18 protein-coding genes are annotated in these 24,861 nt (G+C 32.5%); 4 read left to right on the top strand and 14 right to left on the bottom strand.

The window, feature by feature from the left end; translation table 11 throughout:
* Positions 1–184: 184 nt before the first annotated feature.
* The 8 genes from FC55_RS07760 to FC55_RS07725 all read right to left on the bottom strand — a co-directional run bounded on the left by FC55_RS07760 (position 185) and on the right by FC55_RS07725 (position 8,580).
* Complete coding sequence (locus FC55_RS07760; protein WP_003699509.1) at positions 185–2,254, bottom strand: LTA synthase family protein; 2,070 nt, start codon at positions 2,252–2,254, stop codon at positions 185–187.
* A gap of 111 nt (positions 2,255–2,365) precedes the next feature.
* The gene (locus FC55_RS07755; protein ID WP_003699512.1) at positions 2,366–2,599 is read right to left on the bottom strand and encodes a YkuJ family protein; all 234 of its coding nucleotides are present in this window, start codon (positions 2,597–2,599) and stop codon (positions 2,366–2,368) included.
* A 127-nt stretch (positions 2,600–2,726) separates the two neighbouring features.
* Entirely contained in the window at positions 2,727–3,746 is a 1,020-nt protein-coding gene (locus FC55_RS07750; RefSeq protein ID WP_003699514.1) for a lysylphosphatidylglycerol synthase transmembrane domain-containing protein, read from the bottom strand.
* A 4-nt stretch (positions 3,747–3,750) separates the two neighbouring features.
* Entirely contained in the window at positions 3,751–4,761 is a 1,011-nt protein-coding gene (locus FC55_RS07745; protein ID WP_003699516.1) for a glycosyltransferase family 4 protein, read from the bottom strand.
* A 2-nt stretch (positions 4,762–4,763) separates the two neighbouring features.
* Positions 4,764–5,963, bottom strand: a complete 1,200-nt coding sequence (locus FC55_RS07740) for a glycosyltransferase family 4 protein (RefSeq protein ID WP_003699517.1) — start codon at positions 5,961–5,963, stop codon at positions 4,764–4,766.
* Positions 5,964–6,139: 176 nt separating this feature from the next.
* Positions 6,140–7,861, bottom strand: coding sequence for a phosphoenolpyruvate--protein phosphotransferase (gene ptsP, locus FC55_RS07735; protein WP_003699518.1), 1,722 nt, complete (start codon positions 7,859–7,861; stop codon positions 6,140–6,142).
* On the bottom strand, positions 7,861–8,127 hold the full coding sequence (locus tag FC55_RS07730) for a phosphocarrier protein HPr (protein WP_003699522.1): 267 nt from the start codon (positions 8,125–8,127) through the stop codon (positions 7,861–7,863). The genes ptsP and FC55_RS07730 overlap by 1 nt, the downstream gene beginning before the upstream one ends.
* A gap of 258 nt (positions 8,128–8,385) precedes the next feature.
* A complete protein-coding gene (locus FC55_RS07725) occupies positions 8,386–8,580 on the bottom strand; it encodes a hypothetical protein (protein WP_003699525.1) in 195 nt (64 codons plus the stop codon).
* 148 nt (positions 8,581–8,728) lie between these two features.
* On the opposite strand from FC55_RS07725, the gene FC55_RS07720 reads away from it, so the two are divergent.
* From FC55_RS07720 to FC55_RS07710, 3 genes are all read left to right on the top strand, one after another.
* Entirely contained in the window at positions 8,729–10,921 is a 2,193-nt protein-coding gene (locus tag FC55_RS07720; protein ID WP_003699527.1) for an ATP-dependent Clp protease ATP-binding subunit, read from the top strand.
* Between the two features lie 121 nt (positions 10,922–11,042).
* Positions 11,043–11,321: a DUF1827 family protein gene (locus FC55_RS07715; RefSeq protein ID WP_003699529.1), complete on the top strand. Its 279-nt coding sequence runs from the start codon at positions 11,043–11,045 to the stop codon at positions 11,319–11,321.
* Between the two features lie 148 nt (positions 11,322–11,469).
* Positions 11,470–12,510 carry a MucBP domain-containing protein gene (locus FC55_RS07710; RefSeq protein WP_003699530.1) on the top strand — a complete coding sequence of 347 codons (1,041 nt, stop codon included), beginning with the start codon at positions 11,470–11,472 and terminating at the stop codon, positions 12,508–12,510.
* Between the two features lie 42 nt (positions 12,511–12,552).
* On the opposite strand, the gene FC55_RS07705 is transcribed toward FC55_RS07710, so the two are convergent.
* The 4 genes from FC55_RS07705 to FC55_RS07690 are packed head-to-tail and all read right to left on the bottom strand — an operon-like array spanning position 12,553 to position 18,472.
* Positions 12,553–14,748 (bottom strand): alpha-galactosidase, encoded by a 2,196-nt coding sequence (locus FC55_RS07705; RefSeq protein ID WP_003699532.1) that lies wholly within the window; start codon positions 14,746–14,748, stop codon positions 12,553–12,555.
* A 31-nt stretch (positions 14,749–14,779) separates the two neighbouring features.
* The gene (gene galT, locus FC55_RS07700; RefSeq protein WP_003699534.1) at positions 14,780–16,267 is read right to left on the bottom strand and encodes a UDP-glucose--hexose-1-phosphate uridylyltransferase; all 1,488 of its coding nucleotides are present in this window, start codon (positions 16,265–16,267) and stop codon (positions 14,780–14,782) included.
* Positions 16,268–16,285: 18 nt separating this feature from the next.
* A complete protein-coding gene (galE, locus tag FC55_RS07695) occupies positions 16,286–17,281 on the bottom strand; it encodes a UDP-glucose 4-epimerase GalE (protein WP_003699535.1) in 996 nt (331 codons plus the stop codon).
* 27 nt (positions 17,282–17,308) lie between these two features.
* Complete coding sequence (locus FC55_RS07690) at positions 17,309–18,472, bottom strand: galactokinase (protein WP_003699538.1); 1,164 nt, start codon at positions 18,470–18,472, stop codon at positions 17,309–17,311.
* 171 nt (positions 18,473–18,643) lie between these two features.
* Here FC55_RS07690 and FC55_RS07685 point away from each other — a divergent pair, with 171 nt between their 5' ends.
* Complete coding sequence (locus FC55_RS07685) at positions 18,644–19,642, top strand: LacI family DNA-binding transcriptional regulator (RefSeq protein WP_003699539.1); 999 nt, start codon at positions 18,644–18,646, stop codon at positions 19,640–19,642.
* Positions 19,643–19,701: 59 nt separating this feature from the next.
* Here FC55_RS07685 and FC55_RS07680 read toward each other — a convergent pair whose 3' ends face one another.
* Positions 19,702–21,636 (bottom strand): PTS sugar transporter subunit IIA, encoded by a 1,935-nt coding sequence (locus FC55_RS07680; protein ID WP_003699540.1) that lies wholly within the window; start codon positions 21,634–21,636, stop codon positions 19,702–19,704.
* A gap of 201 nt (positions 21,637–21,837) precedes the next feature.
* Positions 21,838–24,861 carry a beta-galactosidase, LacZ type gene (lacZ, locus tag FC55_RS07675; protein WP_003699542.1) on the bottom strand — a complete coding sequence of 1,008 codons (3,024 nt, stop codon included), beginning with the start codon at positions 24,859–24,861 and terminating at the stop codon, positions 21,838–21,840.

Here is a 24,861-nt window from a genome sequence, read left to right as displayed (position 1 = left end):
ACTGACAACTTTTATATCATATCAAGTTGTCATATATTTGTCAATAACTTTTTCATTTAATATTTTTTATCACTTTCTAAATCAGCGACAAGTAATATAATAGCAAACTTATTTTTAAGAGTCAATTATTTTTTTACAAAAAAATACTGTTAAGTATCTCTTACGACACTTAACAGTATTTATATTATTTCTCTTTTAGTTCTGGAGCATCAGTTGAGAACATATCCTCTGTCGATTTACCATTATTCTTTGTTAATAAACTTGTTTTCTTTTTCTTCTGTGCTTCTTTCAATTCCTTCAAAGCCACACTCTTCTTATAAGTATATTGTGACTTGTCTACTTTCTTAAAGCCTTCCAAATTGTAGAATCTCAGTAAATCACCTGTTATTATCTTATCAGACATATTCAACTCACTGTCTACTTCATCTTGTTGCTTTTCAACTTCCTTAGACTCCTTAGAAGTTAACTTAGAATTTACAACTTCACCATTATTATTATAAACTTTGCTTCCAATTTTACTATAAACAGGAGATACAAAGTCACCATTTCTAAACGCAACTGTCTGACTTCTATTATTTGATAACAAATCTTGTCCAAGTTGAACAGTTCCTGTATCTTTTATTCCTAGTAAGTCCATTAACGTAGGCATTACATCAATTTCTCCACCATATGTATGATTAATGCCACCTTTCAATCCATTTAAGTGGATCATGAATGGAACTTTTTGGAACATAGCCAAATCATAACTAGTTACTTTCTTTTTACCCAATAATTGCGCAATTGCTTTTTTGTGGTTATTTGAGATACCATAATGATCACCATATACAACAATCATTGAATTATCATATAATCCTGCCTTCTTCAAATAATTAATAAATTCTTCAAATGACTGATCGAGGTAGCGCGCAGTTTGGACATAACCATCAACAGTTGCATCTCCTGTTGTTGTTTTCGCAATTGATTGATTCTTTTTATCCAATTCATATGGATAATGGTTTGTTAGAGTAATAATTTTTGCATAAAAAGGTTGTGGCAATTGTTCAATATATTTTACGGATTGTTTTAAGAAAATCTTGTCTTTTAATCCATAACCTATATTATAATCTTTCTTACTCTTATAGTAGTCTTTACTAAAGAAATATTGATATCCCCAAGACTTATAGGTATTATCTCTATTCCAGAAACTTCCTACATCTCCGTGGAATGCAGCTGTGGTATATCCTCTTTGATCTAACATTGCTGGCAATGCTTGGAACGTATTTCCAGCTCCATAACTTGTCATAGCAGAACCTGATGGCAATCCATACAATGAATTCTCTAACATAGTTTCTGCGTCAGAAGTCTTACCCTGTCCTACTTGATTAAAGAAATTATCAAATGCTAATGTATTAGAATCATGATAAAACTTATTTATATTTGGTGTTACTTCTTCACCATTAACTTTATAATCAATCATAAATTGTTGGAAACTTTCTAAATGGAAAATAAACACGTTCTTTCCTTTAGCCTTTCCATAATACTCAATATTAGGAGATGTTCTATTTTTATTAATTTTCTTCAGAATTTCATCTAGGTCTTTCTTGCTAGCATTAGCTCTAGTTGCAGATTCTTGATGAGCTTGATATGTACTGTAACCCGCAAAGAAATCTAAACCTAAGTACTTAACAATGTAATTATTATCAAATGTTCTTGTTAATAGTTGCGAACGGTCTTTCTCGGCTAAACCTAAATTAATAGCAAATAAAACTAGTGAAGACACCGTAATTATTATAGGTCTCCAAATTTTCACAGGGCTCAAATCAGGTTTGATTACTTTAAAAATCACCAATAGGGCTAAAATAATTACATCTAAAAATACTAAAAAGTCTGTTCCATGTATAATCTGACTAATACTTAAACTTAAGTTATTTGAAACAGAACCCGATGATTTTATGATACTCATCGATAGAAAATCTGAAAATTCTCGATAGTATAAAATATTGGCAAACAACCATAACGATTGTAGCAGATTAATGACTATCATAATCCAATAAGATTTTCTACCTCTGAAATAAAGTGCTATTCCAAATAATAATAATCCTGCCGGTATCGGATTCAAAGCTAACAAGAATTCTTGCATCCCATCCGATACTCCCAAAGTGAATTTAGTATTGTATACGATATAAGTCTTCATCCAAAAAAGGAAAAGCGTTAATGTAAAGAAACCTATTCGTGTACTCAATCCATCTCGAATTTTTCTTAATGCTAATCGCATCTCTTTTTGCCTCCATAACAGATTAATACAAAACGATTATAATAGAAAAGATGGCCTATTTAAATAATAGTAAGCCATCCTTCATAATTACTTAACAAATTAAAGTTAAGACTAATCATCCAACAAATCAAAAATTTCAATAGCTGCTAGATCAATATCATCAAATTCAAACTTTTGATGTGTCTGCATCTCTTCAAGAGTGTAAGTATTTGTAGTTGGATCATATGCTACTTGACCACGTTCAGAGCCATTTTTTTCAAAACGTCTAACTTGAACTTCATCGCTATCACTTTTAGCCATAGCATCAAGACGTGTGATAATCGCTACAAGTTGTGAATTTTCCATAAATTACAGCCTCTTTTCTTTAAACAATAATCGTTATTGCAATACTTATAATATACAAACATGATAATATCATGTTTACCATATTTTTACATTAGATTTTATTAAAAATTTCCCTTTTCTATACAATCTATTTTTTCGTTACAATTCGTTTAGGTTGAATTAACATTGCTATCAAGCCACTCAGCATCCCAAAATAATAAGTAACTATTCTCCATAAAAGCATTGCTAAAACTAACTTGCTTCCAGTACCGATAAAACTACTAAAGATTACCGAAAAGCTATATTCAGCTCCTCCAGCTCCTCCAGGTATTGGGAATAAAGACACAATCATAACTATCAAAACATGCATAGAAATTACCATAATGACGTTAACATGTGTCACTCCTAACGATAATAGGATGAAGTATGGAATAATATAATATACAGCTAACTGTACAAAAGTTATTGCACTTATTTTTAATAATAATTTCCAATTAGATTTCAATTTTAAACTCTCTTCATAGAAATTATCAATTTTCTCATCAACTATTTTATTCCAATTTTGATATTTTTCGTCATTAAATATCCATTTTATTGGTAATAATGTTACTTTTATAAACTTCTTAGTAAAATCATACCAATACATCACCATTAGCAAACTGACGATAACAGCTAGGTGTATAATAAAACCAAATACTACCAACCACGCTAGCGTATGTATTTTTTCTTGAATAAAATTAAAACCTATTAATAAACATAATACAAAATTAACAACTATCATAGCTTGGTAAACAATAAATTTCATCAATGTACTTGACGTTGCACGTCCAGCATCTAAGCCTGATTGCATTAATGCAAATAATTGTGCGGGTTGTCCCCCTGTTGAAAAAGGTGTTATCCCATTAAATAGTTGCTCTAACATTGGCACGCGTAACGCATCAAAAAAAGGATAACTTTTAATCTGCCTTTGAACTAGTATTTTTATGACTAACGCTTCAAATACTAAGGAAAGAAACATACACAAAAATGCTATTCCTAACCACCACAAATTTAAGGTGGTAACATCATGTACAAAGCTACGAAAAGATATTTCTCGTAAAGAGAATAAAAAAATCGCTATTCCTATACCAAACATTATGAATAACACTATTCTATTTTTTCTTGTCATAATCTTACCTACTAAATTTTTGATAATAAGCTAGCCATATTTTTGCTAGTCTTCTTTCAGAATAATATTCTGCAGCTTTTTTAGACTTTTCTTCCAATTTTTCTAATTTTTTTCTATCTTGCGATAAATTAATAATTTTTTTATTCATATCATTTACATCCTTAGCCGGTTCATAGTAACCATCAATGATTGAATAATATAAATCTAAATCACGTAACATAACTGGCAGACCTGCACTAAATGCTTCTAATACACTCATTGGAAACAATTCATTGTATGAAGGAAGCAAAAATAAATCAGCAGCATTATAATACTCATTCATTTTATCCCTATCAACTATTCCCGGAAATTTCAAATTTGCAGGAGGATTCTTTATAACTTTTTTTAGTTCGTCATATCCATCAGTAATAGCTCCAAAAGAAAATCCACCTACCCAAACAAACTGTATTCCAGGATTTAGCTTAGCTAATTTTACAAAGTCAGGTACTCCCTTACGTTCTTGTACTTGTCCTACACCAACTATTGTAAATTTATTATCTAAATTCAATTTCTTTCTCAAATTCTCTTTTGAATCTGAAATTTTATAAAAAGTATCACTGGATACAAAATTAGGTATATAAGTTATCTTTTCTCTCTTTATTCCATAAGCCGTCAATTTCTCAATAAATGATGGATTAACAACTACTAGCTGATCCATTCTTTTATAAAAAGAAATTATATACTTAAAAAAAACTTTTTTCGCCAACCAAGGCAATTTTAAACTTCCATCTATCGTTTCTGGCAAAAAATGTACATATCCAATTTTGCAGCCTCTTCCCGGAAGAAAAGTAGATAAATAAAATTGCGGATCAATAGTGTGATAATGACTAATATTTACACGGTTAAATTTATTAATCTCTATATTAAGTTCTTGTGAATAATATTTTTTTAATAAATTTATTAACTCTGTATATGCACTTCCAACACCTTGTCCTTTAACCTTAGTTGCCGAAGAAAACATCCCTATCTTTATCAAAATTATCTTCCTTTCGCTTTGTTCAGCTCATCAGAATTAAATCTTAATTTCTTTTTCATATCAAAATCTAGCATACATTTTTCATAAAAAGAAACAACTTTTCTCCCAAAATTATCTGCAGAAATACTATTCAACAATTCTTCTCTCGGTTTAGGATCATTATATTTTTTACCATTCACTAAGTAATCAACAACTTTGTTAACCAATTCATCTTCGCCTGTAAAGGTCATACCTATACTTGCATCTGTCAAAATTGAATCTGTATATGGACTGTGAGTAGTAATTACTTTTGTACCTGAAGCAATTGCTTCTATATAGGTCAATCCTTGTGACTCTGATACTGAAGTTGAAACGAAAACATCAGCTGCCTTATAGTAGCTACCTACTTCATCATTGTTAATTTCTCCAGTAAAAATAACGCTATCAGTTAAATTCATATCAGATACCTGTTGTACCAAACTCTCCCTAGCAGGTCCATCACCACAAATCATCAACTTAGTTGCTGGAACTCTAGCTAAAATATCGGGCATAGCATTTAGTAACTTATCTATATTTTTTTCAAAAGCCAATCTACTCAAAGTTAGTAGTAAAGGTTGCTCTGAATTTATTTTATATTTTTCTCTAATATTTTCATTTGTACTTTTAGAAAATTTAGAGATATCTACTCCAGTTGGAATTATTTCAATAGGTTCATCAATTCCATATCGTTCTAATGTCTCTTTAACTCTTAAACTAGGTGCTACTATTCCTGACATGTGGTAACAAAAAGATTTAGACATTTGTTTAACATGATAAGGCTTTAATAATCTTCCTTTAGCCACATAATGTAGATAGTCCTCATACATTGTATGATAAGTATGTATGCATGGAATTTTCAAATTTTTAGCGACGAATTTCCCAATTAATCCCATCGAAAATTCTGTTTGAGTATGAATAATATCTAAATTTAATTCTTTAGCTACTTGATAAGCATGAAAAAGTCCCCTTACAGCAATACGTCTATCTGTAAATGAAATGAATGGAATACTTGAAAAGCGAAAAATATTACGCTCATAAATACTTTTGTCAACATTAGGATCAGTTGTCGTAAAAATGTACGCTGTGTGACCTTGTTTCTCTAATTGTTCTCGTAACGTTTTGATAGAGGTCGCAACACCACTTACTTGCGGATAATAAGTATCCGTAAATATTCCGATATTCACATATATCCCCCTCTGTCATTTTATAGTCATTGTTAATTATATGTTTTTAACAAAACCATTGCAATTAAAACCCATAATTTGATCAACAAATATCCCAAATTTTACAAATAATTTACAAATCAAAAAAGCTCGAGAAGGTATTCCCCTCTCAAGCCTTTTATATAAGTTATACTAAACTATTTTGTGTATTGATTTACAAGTTCTACAACTTCATCAGCTGTTTCACAATCATTAACTGCTTTATCAGCTAATTCTTCCATCTTCTTAGAATCTAGTGTCTTCAACAAACTACGTGTCTTCAAAATTGAAGTAGCACTCATTGAGAATTCATCTAAACCTAATCCTAATAAGATAGGAACTGCAACTTGATCTCCAGCCATTTCACCACACATACCAGTCCATTTACCTTCTTTGTGTGATGCTTCAATTGTATTCTTAATTAATCTCAAGATTGAAGGGTTATATGGTTGGTATAGGTAAGAAATCTTTTCATTACCACGGTCAGCAGCCATAGAATAACCGATTAAGTCGTTTGTTCCAATACTGAAGAAGTCAACGTACTTAGCTAATTTATCTGCAACCATTGCAGCAGCTGGAACTTCCATCATCATACCTACTTCGATATCATCAGATACTGGAACACCATCTGCAACAAGTTTTGCTTTTTCTTCTTCAAAGATTGCTTTTGCATCCTTAAATTCTTGGACAGTAGCAATCATTGGGAACATGATAGCTAAGCTACCATAATGGGATGCACGCAACAAAGCTCTTAATTGTGTGCGGAAAATATCTTGGCGATCTAAAGAAATACGAATAGCTCTATATCCTAAGAAAGGATTTTGTTCTTCTGGTAATGGAAGATATGGTAATTCCTTATCTCCACCAATATCCATTGTACGAACAACAACTTGCTTACCATTCATACCTTCAACAGCAGCTTTATATGCCTTAAATTGATCTTCTTCAGATGGCAATTCAGAAGCATCCATGTAAAGAAATTCAGAACGGAATAAACCGACTGCTTCTGCACCATTATCATTTGCACCTTCAACATCTTTAGGTGTACCAATGTTTGCAGCTAATTTAACCTCTTTACCATCTGCTGTAACTGACTTAGCATCCTTCAATAATTTCCATTCTGCTTTTTGATCAGCAAAAGCTTTAGCTCTAGCCTTGTAATCTTCTAATTCTTCGTCAGTTGGTTCTACTAATGCTTGTCCATCTAAACCATCAATAATAACCATTTGACCTTCAGAAATTTCACTTGTAGCATTACCAGAACCTACAACTGCAGGAATTTCTAATGTACGAGACATAATAGCAGAGTGAGAAGTACGTCCGCCAATATCTGTGATAAATCCCTTAACAAAATTACGATCCAATTGAGCTGTATCGGAAGGAGTTAAGTCATGAGCAACAATAACTACTTCTTCATTAATTAATGCAGGGTTAGGAATAGATACTCCCAACAAGTGACCCATAACACGCTTAGTAACATCGCGAATATCACCAGCACGTTCTTGCATATAAGCATTATCTTCCATTGCTTCGAACATTTGAATGAACATATCAGTTACACTCTTCAAAGCAGCTTCAGCATTTACTTTGTCATTTTTAATTTTATCGTTAATTTGTCCAAATAATTCTGGATCAGATAAAATTGTCAAATGAGCTTCAAAAACTTGTGCTTCTTCAGCACCTAGATTTTCAGTAGCTTTTTGCTTAATGACTTCAAGTTCTTGTTTGGAAGTTTCAACAGCTACACTTAAACGTTCGATTTCAGCATCTGGATTATCAATAGTTTTTTCTTCAAATGATAAATCAGGTTGAACGAGCATGTAAGCTTTAGCAGCTGCAATACCATCACTAGCTGCGATACCGTTTAAAACCTTAGTCATTATTCAGCTAAACCTTCCTTTTTCATTGTTTCTTCAATAGCAGCAATTGCTTCTGCTTCATCTGCACCGTCTGCAGAAATTACAACATCAGCATTTTGGCCTACACCTAAGGACATAACACCCATGATAGACTTCAAGTTTACAGACTTGCCATTGTATTCCAATGTTACATCTGAGTTAAATTTGCTTGCTGCTTGTACCAACAATGTAGCTGGACGTGCGTGAATACCTGTTTCTGCGATTACGTGAAATTCTTTCTTTTCCATTATTAATCAATCTCCTTTGAATAAGTAAATATATGTGATTAAGAGCCTTGTTAAGAACACGTTTACATTAACAATATGCAAACGATAACAATCTCGATACTATGATAATAACATGAAAACCTTAGTAAGACAAGACTTACTTCATTTTAAATTTATACATATTTTTTAGGTATTTTTACTGTTAAATAACTGTCTTTACTGATTTATACTTAAAATATACTTGCTAAAATCATTATCATGCACAAAACATAATTAATACTAAATTAATTTGGATTCCTTACTATAAATATAGGTAGCTCCCCCACCTCGTTTAGCTGTTCCAACAATATTCTTTCTATGACTATAATTCATAAAAGCTTTTTGAAAATCCATGAATTCTTCTGTATTTATTTCTAACTTATCTAGTGTTCCTTCTCTAAGTTCGTCTAACAATGCAGTATAATCTTTTTCCATAAAAATCACCTCGCGCACAAAATTATAACATATATTTTATCCAAGTCTTTATACTTGAACTTTATACCTAACATTGTATAATGAAGTCATTAAGGTCAAAGTTGGTCAAAATAACTTTGATATGTTGATAGAAAGGTCGTGAAAATCAATGTTATGTCAAAATTGTCATAAAAATCCTGCGACAATTCACTTAACAACTAATTTAAACGGTCGCCAAACCTCTATTGATCTTTGTCAAAATTGTTACCAAGAAATCAAAAATGAAGCTAACGGCTTTAATAATATCGGACAAGATCCATTTGGTTTTGGTAGTTTAGATGATATTTTCAAAGCTATATCTAATCCTAATTTTTCTAACCAACAAAGTATGTCTCAAGAGCCACCTACACAAAGTGGTCGCATAGGTGGAAATAACGGTAATCGTAATGGTGATTCCTCTATTCTGGGACAATATGGATTAGATTTAACAGAAGAAGCAAAAAATGGTCAAATCGATCCAGTTATTGGACGTGATAAAGAAATAGCCAGAGTAATTGAAATTCTAAATAGACGTACTAAAAATAATCCTGTTTTAATTGGTGAAGCTGGTGTTGGTAAAACTGCTGTTGTTGAAGGACTCGCCCAAAAAATTGTTAATGGCGATGTTCCTCAAAAACTAATCGGGAAAAAAGTTATTCGTCTAGATGTTGTTTCTTTAGTACAAGGAACTGGTATCCGTGGACAATTTGAACAAAGAATGCAACAACTAATGAAAGAATTGAAACAACAAAAAGATGTAATCTTATTTATTGATGAAATTCATGAAATTGTTGGTGCTGGTAATGCAGAAGGTGGAATGGATGCTGGTAATGTACTCAAACCATCTCTTGCTCGTGGAGAATTCCAATTAGTAGGTGCTACTACCCTAAATGAATTCAGAACAATTGAAAAAGATGCCGCACTTGCTCGTCGTCTTCAACCAGTTCAAGTTGATGAACCTAGTGTAGAAGAAACTATTAAAATTCTAAATGGTATTCGTAATAAATATGAAGCTTATCATCATGTAAAATATACTGATGAAGCTTTAAGGGCTGCTGTAACTTTATCTAATAGATATATTCAAGATAGATTCTTACCTGATAAAGCAATTGATTTATTAGATGAATCTGGGTCTCGTAAGAATTTAACAATTCATGCAACTGATCCAAAAATTATTGAAGAACGCATTAAGAATGCCGAAAATCAAAAACAAGCTGCACTAAAAGAAGAAAATTATGAAAAAGCTGCTTACTATCGTGATCAAGTATCACGTTTTGAAAAGATGAAAGACAATGCTTCAGATGAAGATACTCCGGTTGTTACCGAAAAAGATATGGAACATATTATAGAAGAAAAAACTAACATTCCTGTTGGTGAATTAAAAGCTAAGGAAAAGGAACAACTTCGTGATTTAGGCTCTTCACTTGAAAAACATGTTATTGGTCAAGATGAAGCTGTAGATAAGGTTGCTCGTTCAATTCGAAGAAATCGTATAGGTTTCAACAAATCAGGACGTCCAATTGGTTCATTCTTATTCGTTGGTCCTACTGGTGTAGGTAAAACTGAAACAGCTAAGCAATTAGCCCGCGAGTTATTTGGTACTGAAGACTCAATGATTCGATTTGACATGAGTGAATACATGGAAAAATTCTCAGTTTCTAAATTAATCGGTTCTCCTCCTGGATATGTCGGCTATGAAGAAGCTGGTCAATTAACTGAACAAGTTCGCCGTCATCCTTATAGCTTAATTTTACTTGATGAAGTTGAAAAAGCTCATCCTGATGTAATGCATATGTTCTTACAAATCCTTGATGATGGTCGTCTAACCGATTCCCAAGGAAGAACAGTTTCATTTAAAGATACTATCATTATTATGACAAGTAATGCTGGTAGTGGTGATTCTGTAGTATCAGTTGGTTTTGGAGCTGAAGCAAATGGTTCATCTCATTCAGTTATTGATAAATTAACCAAGTACTTTAAACCTGAATTTTTAAATCGTTTTGATGATATCATTGAATTTAATCCATTGTCTAAAGATAATTTAGTCAAAATTGTTCGATTAATGCTAGATGATGTTAATAAAATGATGGCTGATCAAAATATGCACATTGATGTTAGTGATAAAGTCGCAGATAAACTTGCAGAATTAGGTTATGATCCTAAGATGGGCGCTAGACCTCTTCGTCGTGTAATTCAAGAACAAATTGAAGATAAAATTGCTGATTTTTATCTTGATAATCCAAATGTTCAAAATTTTGTTGCTGATTTAGATGAGAATGATGACATCGTAATTAAATCTAAGTCTGAAAAAAATGAAGGCTAATTTTTTGAGAGAGTTAATTTTTTAACTCTCTTTTTTATGCTTTTTTATTCAATATTTTTGATAAAATTAATATATTTAGCTATAATATAATTAGAGATATAGGAAAGGTTCGGTGATTATTATGATGCATTTAGTTGATGTAACTGCTAGTCATGCTAAAGATATTCAACGTGAATTAGCAGCCACCCCTGTCCACTTCATTAAAGTTTATACTTTAGGGAATTCACGTGTTGTATATAAAAAGAAACATGGATTTTCTGAAATTGTAATTTCTAATAAATTACGTGGAATAACTGACAAAGAAATAAATTTTGTTGTTGAAAAACTTTTGAAGAATGACACTAAAAATATGGAGATTACTAAACAAAAGAGTTTAGTTGAAATTATTGTTAATAATTAATTCATATATAACTACTACTTATTAGCCCCAGATTGATATTTTACATCAAATTTGTCGGGCTTTTATTATTTCACAAATTCATTTAAAATCTTGTTTATTTTAATGATATAATAGAAGATAATAGCTCTTCATGAAATGAGGTGAAATAATGGCATTCTTAGACTCAGTAAAAAACTTGATGAAGTTTAATAAAAATAATGAAACAAAACAAAAAAATGATGTATCCACAGTTGAAAAAAGTTATCTCTCAGATAAAAATAAGGAACCTATCACTAAAGTTGGACATAACGCTACTTTAATCATCATATATCAAGACGATCGTGGTCAAAGTCTGACTACTCCACAAATTATTTCCGGATATATTGGCGAAGAACTTCATTTAAGATTCAAAGAATTTCCCAACTATGACTTAATTAATATTTCAGGATTTACTAGTGCCTTTGTTGATCCATATGGTTCTATAACTCTTACCTATCGTAAACATCAAGGGGCTGATGTTTGGCTATTTTCACAAGATATTGATAAGCAAAAGTTACTGATGCGTCCTGTCTTTATCCGAGGAGATTTTGGGGAACGCTTTGAATTAAATGCCCCTACCATCCCTGACTATTCACTACAAAAAGCTGTTGGGCCTACTCGTGGTGTCTTCTCAGATAAACAACAATTAGTCACATACTATTATCGTAAATCACGTTGGAAAATTGTTGATCATAATGTACATTATCTTCGTATCAATTCTTATTGTTTAAGTTATACAGAACCTGAAGGACATGATATTTCTGTCACACTTGCTCCAGATACTATTTGGCAAACATTTGAGTCTATTCAGCTTATCAATAATGATTGGTGGTATAACATTGGCGGAAATTCCTGGGTTAAATTTGATGAACAACGCATGGAATTACTAGAAAACAATCCATATACTTTATCAGATACATTAAAGATTGCTCCTATCCAGGATGATCCTGAACTAAGTATTCCTGAACCAGTTAAATTATCTGTTACTGCTGAAATTAACTTTGTACCTAACCAAAAACTTGCTCTTTATGATCGACCATTTGGTAAAAAAATTAATGAGATAGAAAATGGAAAGACTGTACTCATAACTGCTCGTAACCGTGTCGGTCGTATGCTTTGGTTTGAAGTCGATGGCCTAGGTTGGACTATTTGGGAATATCTACAATTTTAAAAAGAGATGTAGTTGAAATTCAACTTACATCTCTTTTTTTATTTATTCAGCTTTAAAATGATACATTGTAGCAGCATAGTCATTACGGATAATAGGATCATAGAATCCTAATTCCATTAATTCATCGCCACCATAAACCTTATTAGTTTCAACATCACGGTAGTTCCTATTGGTATCCAAGCCATATAATTTAGTTTTCGTTAATACAGGTTGAGCTTCTGCTAAAACTTTACATACCATTACTACTGCTTCAGCTTTTTGAGGGCTTACAAACATCCAAGCTGTTTTATTTCCATCTTTAGAAGATTGTAAACGATAGAAATCTCCGTATTGGACTAATTTTCTAATACCTTTGTATTGATTTACTTGTTTTTTAACAATTTCTTTTTCTTCGTCTGTTAATGTTGTTAAGTCTAACTCGTAACCAAAGACTGCACTCATAGCAACTGCACCTCTAGTATCGATTGGTGTCACTCTACCAGTTTGATGATTTGGAACTGCAGACACATGAGCTGTCATCATTGATGGTGGATATACTAAACTTGTACCATATTGAATAGTTAATCTGGCAATTGCGTCCGTATTATCACTAGTCCAGCTTTGTGGCATGTAGTAAACAAAACCTGCATCAAATCGTCCACCGCCACCAGAGCAACCTTCAAATAAAACATCTGGGAACTTGCTAGTTATTCTTTCTAAAATATCATAAACCCCTAGAACATAGCGATGATAAACTTCACCTTGTCTATCTGCAGGTAGATTTTGTGAATAGATATCAGATAAATTACGATTCATATCCCACTTAACATAGTCAATGTCATTATCAGCAATAATAGTTGAAACCTGATCAACTATGTCATCTCTGACATCTTTTCTTGTCATATCTAAAATATATTGATTACGTGATGGACTTGGTTGTCTTCCTGGAACTTGCATCAAATATTCAGGATGATTTCTATATAATTCTGAATCCATTGAAATCATTTCTGGTTCAAACCAAATACCAAATTTCAAATCTTTGCTGTGTACGTAATCTGCAAAATGTTTTAAGCCTTGAGGGAATTTTTTCTCGTATACATTCCAATCACCTAATGATGAATTATCGTCATCGCGATGACCAAACCATCCATCATCTAATACAAACATCTCTATCCCCAGTTCCTTGGCTTCGTCTACGATTGGCTTTAATTTATCTTCATCAAAGTCAAAATATGTAGCTTCCCAATTATTAACTAGAATTGGGCGTTCCTTATATTTATATTTGGAGCGTGTAATTCTATCTCTGATAATACTATGAAATGCTTTACTCATAGCATTCAATCCATTATCAGTATATGTCATTAATACTTCTGGAGTTTGGAAACTTTCCCCTGCTGGCAACTGCCAATTGAAATTATAACCATTAATCCCTACTAATAATCGAACTTGATCAAGTTGATCTTTTTCAATTTCAAAAGCATGGTTTCCTGAGTAAACTAACGCAAAGCCATACGCAGCACCATTGAATTCATCAGTATTGCTATCAACCAAAGCAACAAACGGATTCATTTGATGACTAGAAGTACCACGAATGCTACCAAATGTTTGAATCCCATATCCTAATTTTTGTCTTTCTAAATGACGTTCGTTTACATGGGCTCCTGGTAAACTAATTACATCAAAGTCTCGTTGAGAGAAATCTATTTGCATGGATGCAACTTTTTCCAAGTTTACATTTTCTTGTCCTAGATTCTTAACCTTAACTGAACGTGTAATAATTGGATAATCACGATATATTGTATATAGTAAGTCAAATAAAACTCCACTTTTCTCGTCTTCTAGCGTAACAATCAAAGTATTAGCTTCCGATTCTGACTCTACATAAGCTGCTGGAAGTCCTGTCAATTCAGGTTTTCCTTCTTCAACTTTGTAAGTCTTATATTTTAGCATTAAGCCATTTGAGCCATCTTTTTGACGCACTACTGTTGCTGGAACTCGATAATCCATCTCACCGGCACTACTATATTCTTGTGGCAAAGTATCTTTGGAAAAGGTTCTATCTAAACTACCTGGTAAATTACCAGAAAATCCTCTATCTACTCGTGGATAACGTAATTGTCCATGATAACTTTTTACCCTTTTACCAAAATATAAATGACTAATAGTATCGCCATCTTCAATTGAAAAAATATATGAAAGTTGCTCATTATGCAAATGAAAAACTCGATTTTCTTTATCTACTGTAATTAAATCTACCACTTTACCAAACCTTCCTTAGCTATAGTTTACTTTAATCCACAATGCCTACTTCTTCTACAAAACGTTTAAATGCCATTCTACCGGTTTCATCATGCTTATAAACTCCAGCATCTTCTAGCACTCTAGCAAATACTCGACCTAATTCTTGATGAATAATTGTATCAACATTATCTTGATTTATATCTGAATATTTTTGTTTAATATCATCAGCCCACACTTGATGATATTCTTCCATTTTATTTTCTTGACCTAATAAGTATTTCTCAACTTCTTGAAGTTCACCTTTCAAACGAGGAGGTAAAATTGCTAATCCCATTACTTCAATTAACCCAATATTTTCTTTCTTAATATGTTGAACATCTGGATGAGGATGGTAGATGCCATCTGGATATTGTTCTGAAGTTTGATTATCACGCAATACCAAATCTAATTCTAACTGTCCATCTCGTTTGCGAGCAATTGGCGTAATCGTATGATGTTTTTCACCATTAGATTCAGCTAAGACAGAAACTTTTTCATCTGAATATCTACGCCAAGTTTTTAGAATTTTATCAGCTAGATCTACTAAATCTTCTTTTGAATTTCCACGTAAACGAATAACTGACATTGGCCATTTAACAATTCCTGCTTGTATATCTTCATAACCTGCAAATTTTAATTCTGTTTCTATTGGTGCTTTTTCCATTGCGAAAGTATGACGTCCACCTTGATAATGTTCATGTGTTAATATAGAACCACCTACAATTGGCAGATCAGCATTACTTCCTACAAAATATCCTGGAAATTGCTCAATAATACCTAACAAATTATTGAATGTTTGCTTGGTGATTTCCATTGGTTCATGAATTGTATCTAAGAAAATACAATGTTCATTAAAATAAGCATATGGCGAATATTGGAATCCCCATTGTTTATCATCTAAATCGAAACGAATAATTCTATGATTTGCTCTTGCAGGATAATTAACTCTTCCTTGATAGCCTTCATTTTCCATACAAAGTTGACATAGAGGGTATCCACTTGCCTTCATCTTTTTAGCCAAAGCAATTTGTTTTGGATCCTTCTCAGGCTTCGATAAATTAATTGTTATCTCTAATTGTCCATATGATGTTTCAACTGGAAAATAAATATTTTTCGCAATAGCTTTTGTCTTAATATAGTCATTTCGCTTACTTAAATCATAAAAATTCTGAATAGCTTCTTCTGGTGAATTTTGTTGGTAAGTTTGCCAAAAATCTTGATTAACTTTACTTGGTAAAGGAGTAATGAAATTCATCAACTCTGCGCCTAAACAATCTTGTTCATTCAAAGTTTCACCAACTTTACCATGTTGGACAGCATATTCGACTAGCCCGTCTTTTAAATCAATAATTTCATTTTTAGTAGTTGTTAGTTTTTCAACACCTTCTCCTACCAAATTCAAAATCCGATTATATAAGTAATTCCTATCAAGTTCTGTATAATTTCCTTGTTCAATTACTTGTTTTATAAATGTATCTAATAGTAATTTATCATCCATCTTTCTCAGAACCTCTCTTTACTTATCTTGATAACCTTCTGGATGTAAAGTGTGCCACTTCCACGCTGTCTCAATAATCTTACTAATATCATCAAATTGAGGTTTCCAACCTAAAACTTCTCGCGCTTTTGTAGAAGAAGCCACTAATACATCTGGATCTCCACCACGTCTAGGTGCTATTTCAGCTGGGATTTCTTTATTTGTAACCTTTCTTGCAGCTTCTAAAATTTCTCGATTAGAAAAACCTGTAGACGAACCTAAGTTAAATGCCGTACTTGGATTACCGGCTTTTAGATAATCTACCGCTAGAATATGCGCATCTGCCAAATCTAAAGGATGAACATAATCTCTTATATTAGTACCATCTGGAGTATTATAATTATCGCCAAAGATTTGTAGCTTATCTCTTTTACCCATTGCTACTTGTAACACAATTGGTAAAAGATGAGTTTCAGGCATATGATCTTCACCGATTGATCCATCAGGTTTAGCACCAGCCACATTAAAGTAACGTAATGGTACAAATTTTATTCCATATGCTTTATCAGCCCAACGCATAATCTTTTCCATCATTAACTTACTTTCTCCATATGGATTGATTGGATTTTGTGGAGTTGTTTCCTTAATGGGAACTTCTTCTGGAATACCGTAAGTAGCTGCTGTAGATGAAAAAACAATTTTATCAATTGAAAATTCATTCATTACTTCTAATAACTTAACCATTCCAGCAGTATTGTTATCAAAATACTTCAATGGCTTTTTCATGGACTCTGCTACTAAAGAATAGGCAGCAAAGTGAATGACCGCATCTATATCAGAGTTTTCTTTAAAAACTTGACGCATAAAATCTTTATCTGCAATATCTCCTTGATAAAACTTAGCATCCTTGTTAACCGCTTGACGATGTCCAGTCACCAGACTATCAACAACGATTGTTTTTTCACCCTTCTCTATCAATCTATCCACTGTATGTGAACCAATATATCCAGCTCCACCTAAAACTAAAGTAGCCATCAAAATCCCTCCATTAATTATTCTTTATTAAAGTACTTTTGTTCCATCTGCAATTTCTGCAATATAGAATGCAGGAGCATAACCTATCTTTTCTGTATAAACCTTACCCACATTTTCTTTAAATGCTTCAACTTTATCTTTATCAACAATTGCGATACCACAACCACCAAAACCAGCACCAGTCATACGAGCTCCAAGTACACCTTCTTGTTTCCAAGCAGTATGTGCTAATGTATCAAGCTCGATTCCTGTAACTTCATAATCATGTTCAAGTGAAACATGTGATGCATTTACTAAGCGACCGAATTTTTCTAGGTCACCTTCTTCTAATGCAGCTTGTGCTTGCATTGTACGTTGATTTTCCCATACAGCATGGCGTGCTCTCTTCAAACGATTTTCGTCTTCAATTAAGTAAGCATATTCATCAAAAGTTTGAGCATCTAGTTCACCTAAAGTATTAATATCTAATTTAGCTTGTAATTCACCTACTGCAGTTTCACATTCACTACGACGTTCATTATACTTAGAATCAGCTAATTCACGACGTTTGTTTGTATTCATAATAACAATTACGTTATTTCCCATATCTACTGGTGCATATGAATATTCAAGAGTATTAGTATCTAATAAGATTGCTTGGTTTTGTTTACCCATTCCTACTGCAAATTGATCCATAATACCAGAATTTACACCAATAAATTTATTTTCTGTTTCCATTCCTAACTTAACTAAGTCAACACGATCAATATCTAAGTTAAATAATTCTTGGGCAATTACACCAATTAACATTTCTAATGAAGCAGATGAAGATAAGCCGGAACCATTAGGAATATTTCCTTCAATAAAGATGTCCATTCCTTTATCAACATCATGACCAGTTTCCTTTAAGAAATAAATCATCCCTTTAGCATAATTTACCCAATTGTCTTTTTTGTCGTACTTTAAATCATCAAGTGATGTTTCGATAATTCCTAAATCTTCAAAGTTAGCGGAATAAAAACGTAATTTATTATCTTCACGTTTACGAGCAGCACCATAAGTTCCTAAGCTAATTGCACATGGGAAAACATGACCGCCATTATAGTCTGTATGTTCACCAATTAAATTAATACGTCCTGGTGAGAAGAATGTAGCTTCAGCTTGTTCACCAAAAATTTCTGTAAATTTATCATTAATTACCTTTTTATCCATAATATAATCCTCCTCGTTATCTCGTATAAAGAAAACGTTTTATTAACAATTTTATTGTAGTACTTTTTAGTAAACTTTTCAATAAAATTTACTAAAAATATGAGAAAAATTTATTATTATATCAATCTATGATACAATATATATTGAAGTTACTTAGAAAGATGGGGTTATATGGCTACTATTAAAGATATCGCCAAACTTGCAGGCGTTTCACCAGCAACCGTCTCTCGTGTTTTAAATTATGATGAATCGTTATCTGTTGGCGATGAGACTAAAAGAAGAATTTTTAAAACTGCTGAAAAGTTAAATTATTCTAAACATAAAAAGAAGAATAAAGAAGAACATTTAAATAAGATAGCAATTGTGCAATGGTATACTGAAGCTCAAGAATTAACAGACTTGTACTACTATTCAATTCGTCTAGGAATCGAAAAAAGAGCTCAAGAATTAGGATATGAAGTTGTGCGTATTTTCCATGACGATCCTTTAGATGCAATCCAAAATGTCGATGGGATCATTGCAATTGGAAAATATAGTACTAATGAAATACAACAACTTGATAATCTAAATGCTAATTTAATCTTTGTTGACAGTGATTCCTTAAGCAATGGTTTTAGTTGTGTCGTAACTGATTTCCAAAATTCCGTTATCACTGTTTTAGATCACTTCTTAGAAAAAGGTCAAAAAAACATCGGATTATTAGCAGGTGAGGAACATACTTCGGATAATTCTCAAACTTTGATTGATTTACGTTTTACTATATTTAAAGATTATCTTAGTCGTTTAAATCTTTACAACCATCAAAATGTATATGTTGGAAGTTTCAATCCTGAATCTGGGTACAAAATGATGAAAAAAGCTATCGTAGAACTAGGCGATAACCTCCCAGAAGCTTTTTTTGCTGCTAATGATGCTATTGCTATTGGCGCCGTCAGAGCACTTCAAGAAGAAAAAATTTCTATTCCTGACCGAGTAAGTATCATTTCTTTTAACGATACCTCTATTACTAAATATGTTTATCCATCATTAAGTAGTATTAAAGTATTCACTGAAGAAATGGGCGTTGAAGCAGTTAACTTACTATTGGATTACATCGCTCACCCATTTAACGTTGCAAAAAAAGTTACCTTAGGAACAAAATTGGTTCTTAGAGATAGCACTATCAATTAATTATTTATCTTCACAAAAAAAGTATGAGTTCAATTGAGCTCATACTTTTTTATTAATCTCTATTTCTTTATTTCAATAGCTGTATTTGTATTAACAACTTCTGAACCAACTGGTACTTTTACATCAAATTCCTTAAATAAATCTGAATGTGTAAAGGTCATTAATACTGTATCATCTAAACCAGCTTTCTTAATTGCTGGATCCCAGAATTCAAGAATTTGTTGACCTTTCTTAACATGTTGTCCTTCTCTGACATATGTTACAAAACCTGTACCCTTCATAGAAACAGTACCAATACCTACGTGAATTAGAACTGGAATTCCGTTATCAGAAACCAAACCAATAGCGTGACGAGTTGCAAAGACTGTCTTAACTTCAGCATCAAATGGGGCATATACTTTACCATCTGTAGGTTTAATTGCAATACCTTGTCCCATCTTACCCGTTGAAAATACTTCATCAGGTACATCTTTCATAGCAATAACTTTACCTGCTACTGGAACCATTGCAGTTAATTCGTCAGACTTAATTAACTTATCGTTTTCTGCATTAGATTGATCAAATTGATAGCCCCAAGTCTTTTCAAGTTCTGCAACGATTTCTGCATGTCGCTCTTCAGTTAAAGTAATCTTCTTCCAGAAAACAAACATCCCAATTAAAATGAAGATTGCTGGAACACCAAACATCATAAATTTGAAGACCATTTGTTGATGCATAGTGATAGAAGCAGCAGTTGCACCAGTAGTCATTCCTGCTAAAACAGCAATTTGTCCTACAACACCGTTAGAAACAGCTCCACCGAACTTATCAACTAAAGGACGAACTGATAAAGCAAGTGATTCGTCACGATGCCCTAACTTCCATTGACCATATTCAACGGAGTCAGTAATAATCATTAAAATAACTAAGAAAACAATTGGTTGAGGAATGTAGAATAATTCAGCGGCAATCAATACAAGCAATAAACTCTTGCCAGCAACAGTGAATAAACCAATTCCAATTAACATAGTTACTAAACACCAAATAAATAATGGCTTACGATTTAATTTATCTGCTAATTTAGGGAAGGCACTTACAGCAAAAATACCTACAAACATGTTTATAAATTGTAGTAGACTGAAACCTTTTGGATTCCCCATAATATATTGGAAGTAGTAAAGTTCTAGAGCATTTACTAAGTTAACTCCTACACCATATAGTAAGTAAGCCAAAGCTACCCACATTAATTGGTCATTCTTAACTAACATCTTGAAAACTGCACTTACACCAGCTGTATCTTCTTTATTTTCACGTAATTTATTGTCAACTTCACGTGTTCCAATACCAACTGCTAATGCTGTTACAAAAGCAACTGCAGCTACAATAAAGCCAAACCAGAACCAACCTCTGTCATCACCTGTTCCTCCATTACTTTGAAGGGAGAAGAATAATACAAGAGGCATAACAACAACACCAACTAAGGAACCACCGATTGAAGAACCGATACGAGCAAATGTAGCTGTCTTTTCACGTTCTCTTGAATCAAATGATAGCGCTGGCAACATAGACCAGAAACCGACGTCTTTAAATGAATAGAATATATCCATTGCAATATAAAGAAATGCAAAAATTACTAAATATAACCATGGATGTGTTTTAGTTAAACCACCCATATTTGAGAATAATGCCAATAAAGCAATTGATGAAACAGTACCACCAATTACTACCCAAGGACGAAAGTGTCCCCAGCGTGTCTTGGTACGGTCGATAGCGTTACCAATAAATGGATCAATTAATAATTCAACAATACGTAAAACCATGATAATCAATGTAACAGCACTAACTAAATGGTTATTTAACGTTTTATCCCCTGTATCAAACAAATGAGATGTAATAAAATTAATTAAATATGTAGACATCGCTGCATAAAACACATCGTTACCAAAGGCACCAAAGGTATATGCAATACGAGAAGTAATCTTCTCACTTTTACTTTGTGAATTTCTTATTTCCATATAACGAAATCCCCTTTACTATTTTTTACAACTTTATAGTAAACGATTTCAACGATTAAGTCAATAATGTTTAGTAAATTTTCAGGATATTTTTTATTAATTTTTACTAAAGTTATTTTAGTGACATCATATACATTTACCACCTGTTCTTTTGTATCAAAAAAGTCTCATACTTCATAAGAAATACGAGACTCTATTTTGTTAAATTGTTGGTTCAATTGTAAATGATACTGTCAAATCTTTATTTGATGGAATCCAAAATTGTTTTTGTACAGGTGCACCCCAAGAATCATCTCCACCTACACCCATTTGAGCAGCTAATAATCTTACCCAAGTATAATGAGGATTACTCAATTCTTCTTGATGCATTGCTTGTTCTATTTCATATTCGCTATATGGAAGTACTGAACTTTCGAAAGTATCACCGTTTGCCACAAATCTTAACCCTTCTCCATATACATCAGTTACTTCCAACCATCTAGTACCACGATGATTCCCTGTTTCTTGTGGTACTAAATATGGAGCTAAATTAGTATCAGCATCACCTTCATATATGCCTAGTTTTACCCCATTATCTCGATCGATATAGTTTTCATCTGGACCTAATCCGTAGAATTTATACTGATTGTATTTACGTTTTAATTTTAACTCATAACCATATGCAGGTAATGATGGTAGTCCGTCAACTCCAAAATATTTAGCAGTTACTTTTACTTTTCCATCTGGTGTAACTGTATAACTTATTACGTTATATACTTCTTTAGCTAATGGCAATTTCCATTTAAATGAAACAGTTATCTCACTTAATTCTTCCTTTACATTAACATCAACTAATTTTTGATATAAACCTGCTTGCAACCATACCCCACGATCGAAACCATGCTTAACACCACGATCATTATCAGTCATCGCTCTCCAAAATGTTGTTTTAGGTGTACGTGTAATATACTCTTTACCATTATAAGCCAAAGATACTATTCCACCTTCAGCTCTAGAAAGTAGCACACTAAACCCATCACCATTTATACCAATATTAACATCACCATGCACAACATTTAATTTCCCAGATACTATTTCATTATCCTTAGACGATACTTTAGTTACTAACTGTCCGAATGATAATTCATGTCTTTCATTTGCCCAAGCAACGCTCTCTTTTAGACAAACATTTACTTCAAAAATATATTCTCCTGGGATTTTTTCAATGTTTGGCCAATCAATGACTTCTTCTTGTTTTGTTTGTGGTAAAACGTTAAATGAATAATCTTTCTGCCATATTTTTTGACCATCACGTTTTACAATAGTTTCAAAAATATACGCACTTGTGTCAATGAAGAGATTGTCATTCTTTATAATTACTCCTTCTTCAGTAACTTTCACTTTAACATTAGCATACAATTGCTTAACTTCAGCAGCTTTAGGAGACGGTGTACGATCTGCAAAAACAATACCGTCTCCAGAAAATTCATAATCAGTTGCCCTCTCATCAAAATCTCCACCATAACCTAAAACTTTTTCGCCAAAGTCATCAGTTTTTAACATTGCTTGATCAACATAGTCCCATATGAAACCACCTTGATATTGTGGATATTTATCTTCTAAATCTGTATATAACTTCATACCACCTGTGGAATTTCCCATTGAATGCATATATTCACAAGATATATATGGTTTTGAAGGATTTCCTTGCAAATACTCTTCGATTTCTTGAGGTTTAGCGTACATTCTACTTTCCATGTCAGTTGCTTCCTCAAAATCACGATTCCAAGTTACACCTTCATAATGTACTAAACGTGAATCATCTACTTTATGGAAGAAATCATGCATTTTTACGATATCATCACCAGCATAGGATTCATTACCACATGACCATATAATTACAGATGCATGATTCTTATCACGCTGAAACATTGAATTTGCCCTATCTAAGACATTATCTAACCATTCTTCTTTGCTTCCAGGCACATTCCAAGATGGTTCACATTCACCCAATTTTTGCCATGAACCATGACTTTCTAAGTTAGTTTCATCAATAACATAAATACCGTATTCATCACATAGTTCATACCATCGTGTTTGATTAGGATAATGTGAAGTTCTTACAGCATTAATATTATTTTGTTTGAAAAACTTAATATCATGTAGCATTACATCCTCAGAAATTGCTCTACCATGGAGATAGTCAAATTCATGACGGTTAACCCCCTTAAAAACAATTCGCTTCCCATTGATTAGCATGATTCCGTCTTTCATTTCAAATCTACGGAAACCTATTTTTTGAGTTGCCACTTCAATTACTTCTCTATTCTTTACCAATGTAATCTTCAAATCGTAGAGATAAGGCGTTTCAGCACTCCATTTTTTTATATTTTCCAGTTTTATGTCCATAAATGTTTTCTCACGTGCTTTTTCTTTTCGAGACCAAACTACTTGATCTTCATCATATAACTCTACATTAATTTCTGTATTTTCTAGATTTCCTTCTAACTTAGTATCTAATAGCAAAATTCCATCCTTATAACTATCATCTAACGTAGTTTTTGCAAATATATCACGCACATGAACTTCTGGAATTGCATAAAGGTATACATCACGAAAAATTCCAGAAAATCTGAACATATCTTGATCTTCTATCCAACTTGCTGATGAACGTTTATATACCTCAACTGCTAACCTATTTTCTGAATCTTCTCTAATAAAGTCAGTAAGTTCAAAATCATGAGGTGTAAATGAATCTTCACTATAGCCAATAAATTTTCCATTTAACCAAAGATACATCGCAGTTTCAACGCCCTGAAACGAGATAAAGATACGCTTATTCTTTAAAGATTTATCTACTGTAAATGTCTTAACATAGCTTCCAACTGGATTATATTTTCTTGAAATATATGGTGGTCGTAATTCATCTAATCCATCCCAGGGATATTGTGTATTAATATACTGCAAATGATCATATCCTTGAGTTTGAATATGACCAGGAACCTTTATCGTATCAAACCCACTATCGTTAAAATCTTCTTTATAGAATTTTTTTACTCTCAAGTCTGGATTTTGTGCATAAGAAAATTTCCATAATCCATTTAAACTTTGTTTTAAACTTGTTTCCTTATTTTGATATTCTTCTTGACTAGCATAAAATTTATGACTTGAATAAGCCTCCAAACGATTTATTGCAAAAACATCGGGTTTCTCTAGCCAACTTAACTTTGCTTTTGTATTTTCCAT

Origin of the sequence: Ligilactobacillus salivarius DSM 20555 = ATCC 11741 (assembly GCF_001435955.1) — a bacterium.
Taxonomy (GTDB): Bacteria; Bacillota; Bacilli; order Lactobacillales; family Lactobacillaceae; genus Ligilactobacillus; species Ligilactobacillus salivarius.
Note: the sequence above shows the minus strand (reverse complement) of the source record. Positions and strands in the feature narration are given on the sequence as shown.

Excerpts from the sequence above, each read along its gene's own strand:
- FC55_RS07730 (WP_003699522.1), bottom strand. The coding sequence starts at position 8,127 with ATGGAAAAGAAAGAATTTCACGTAATCGCAGAAACAGGTATTCACGCA.
- FC55_RS07720 (WP_003699527.1), top strand. The coding sequence starts at position 8,729 with ATGTTATGTCAAAATTGTCATAAAAATCCTGCGACAATTCACTTAACA.
- FC55_RS07725 (WP_003699525.1), bottom strand. The coding sequence starts at position 8,580 with ATGGAAAAAGATTATACTGCATTGTTAGACGAACTTAGAGAAGGAACA.
- FC55_RS07750 (WP_003699514.1), bottom strand. The coding sequence starts at position 3,746 with ATGACAAGAAAAAATAGAATAGTGTTATTCATAATGTTTGGTATAGGA.
- FC55_RS07755 (WP_003699512.1), bottom strand. The coding sequence starts at position 2,599 with ATGGAAAATTCACAACTTGTAGCGATTATCACACGTCTTGATGCTATG.
- galT (WP_003699534.1), bottom strand. The coding sequence starts at position 16,267 with ATGGATGATAAATTACTATTAGATACATTTATAAAACAAGTAATTGAA.
- FC55_RS07760 (WP_003699509.1), bottom strand. The coding sequence starts at position 2,254 with ATGCGATTAGCATTAAGAAAAATTCGAGATGGATTGAGTACACGAATA.
- FC55_RS07715 (WP_003699529.1), top strand. The coding sequence starts at position 11,043 with ATGATGCATTTAGTTGATGTAACTGCTAGTCATGCTAAAGATATTCAA.
- FC55_RS07690 (WP_003699538.1), bottom strand. The coding sequence starts at position 18,472 with ATGGATAAAAAGGTAATTAATGATAAATTTACAGAAATTTTTGGTGAA.
- ptsP (WP_003699518.1), bottom strand. The coding sequence starts at position 7,861 with ATGACTAAGGTTTTAAACGGTATCGCAGCTAGTGATGGTATTGCAGCT.
- FC55_RS07710 (WP_003699530.1), top strand. The coding sequence starts at position 11,470 with ATGGCATTCTTAGACTCAGTAAAAAACTTGATGAAGTTTAATAAAAAT.
- lacZ (WP_003699542.1), bottom strand. The coding sequence starts at position 24,861 with ATGGAAAATACAAAAGCAAAGTTAAGTTGGCTAGAGAAACCCGATGTT.
- FC55_RS07685 (WP_003699539.1), top strand. The coding sequence starts at position 18,644 with ATGGCTACTATTAAAGATATCGCCAAACTTGCAGGCGTTTCACCAGCA.
- FC55_RS07680 (WP_003699540.1), bottom strand. The coding sequence starts at position 21,636 with ATGGAAATAAGAAATTCACAAAGTAAAAGTGAGAAGATTACTTCTCGT.
- galE (WP_003699535.1), bottom strand. The coding sequence starts at position 17,281 with ATGGCTACTTTAGTTTTAGGTGGAGCTGGATATATTGGTTCACATACA.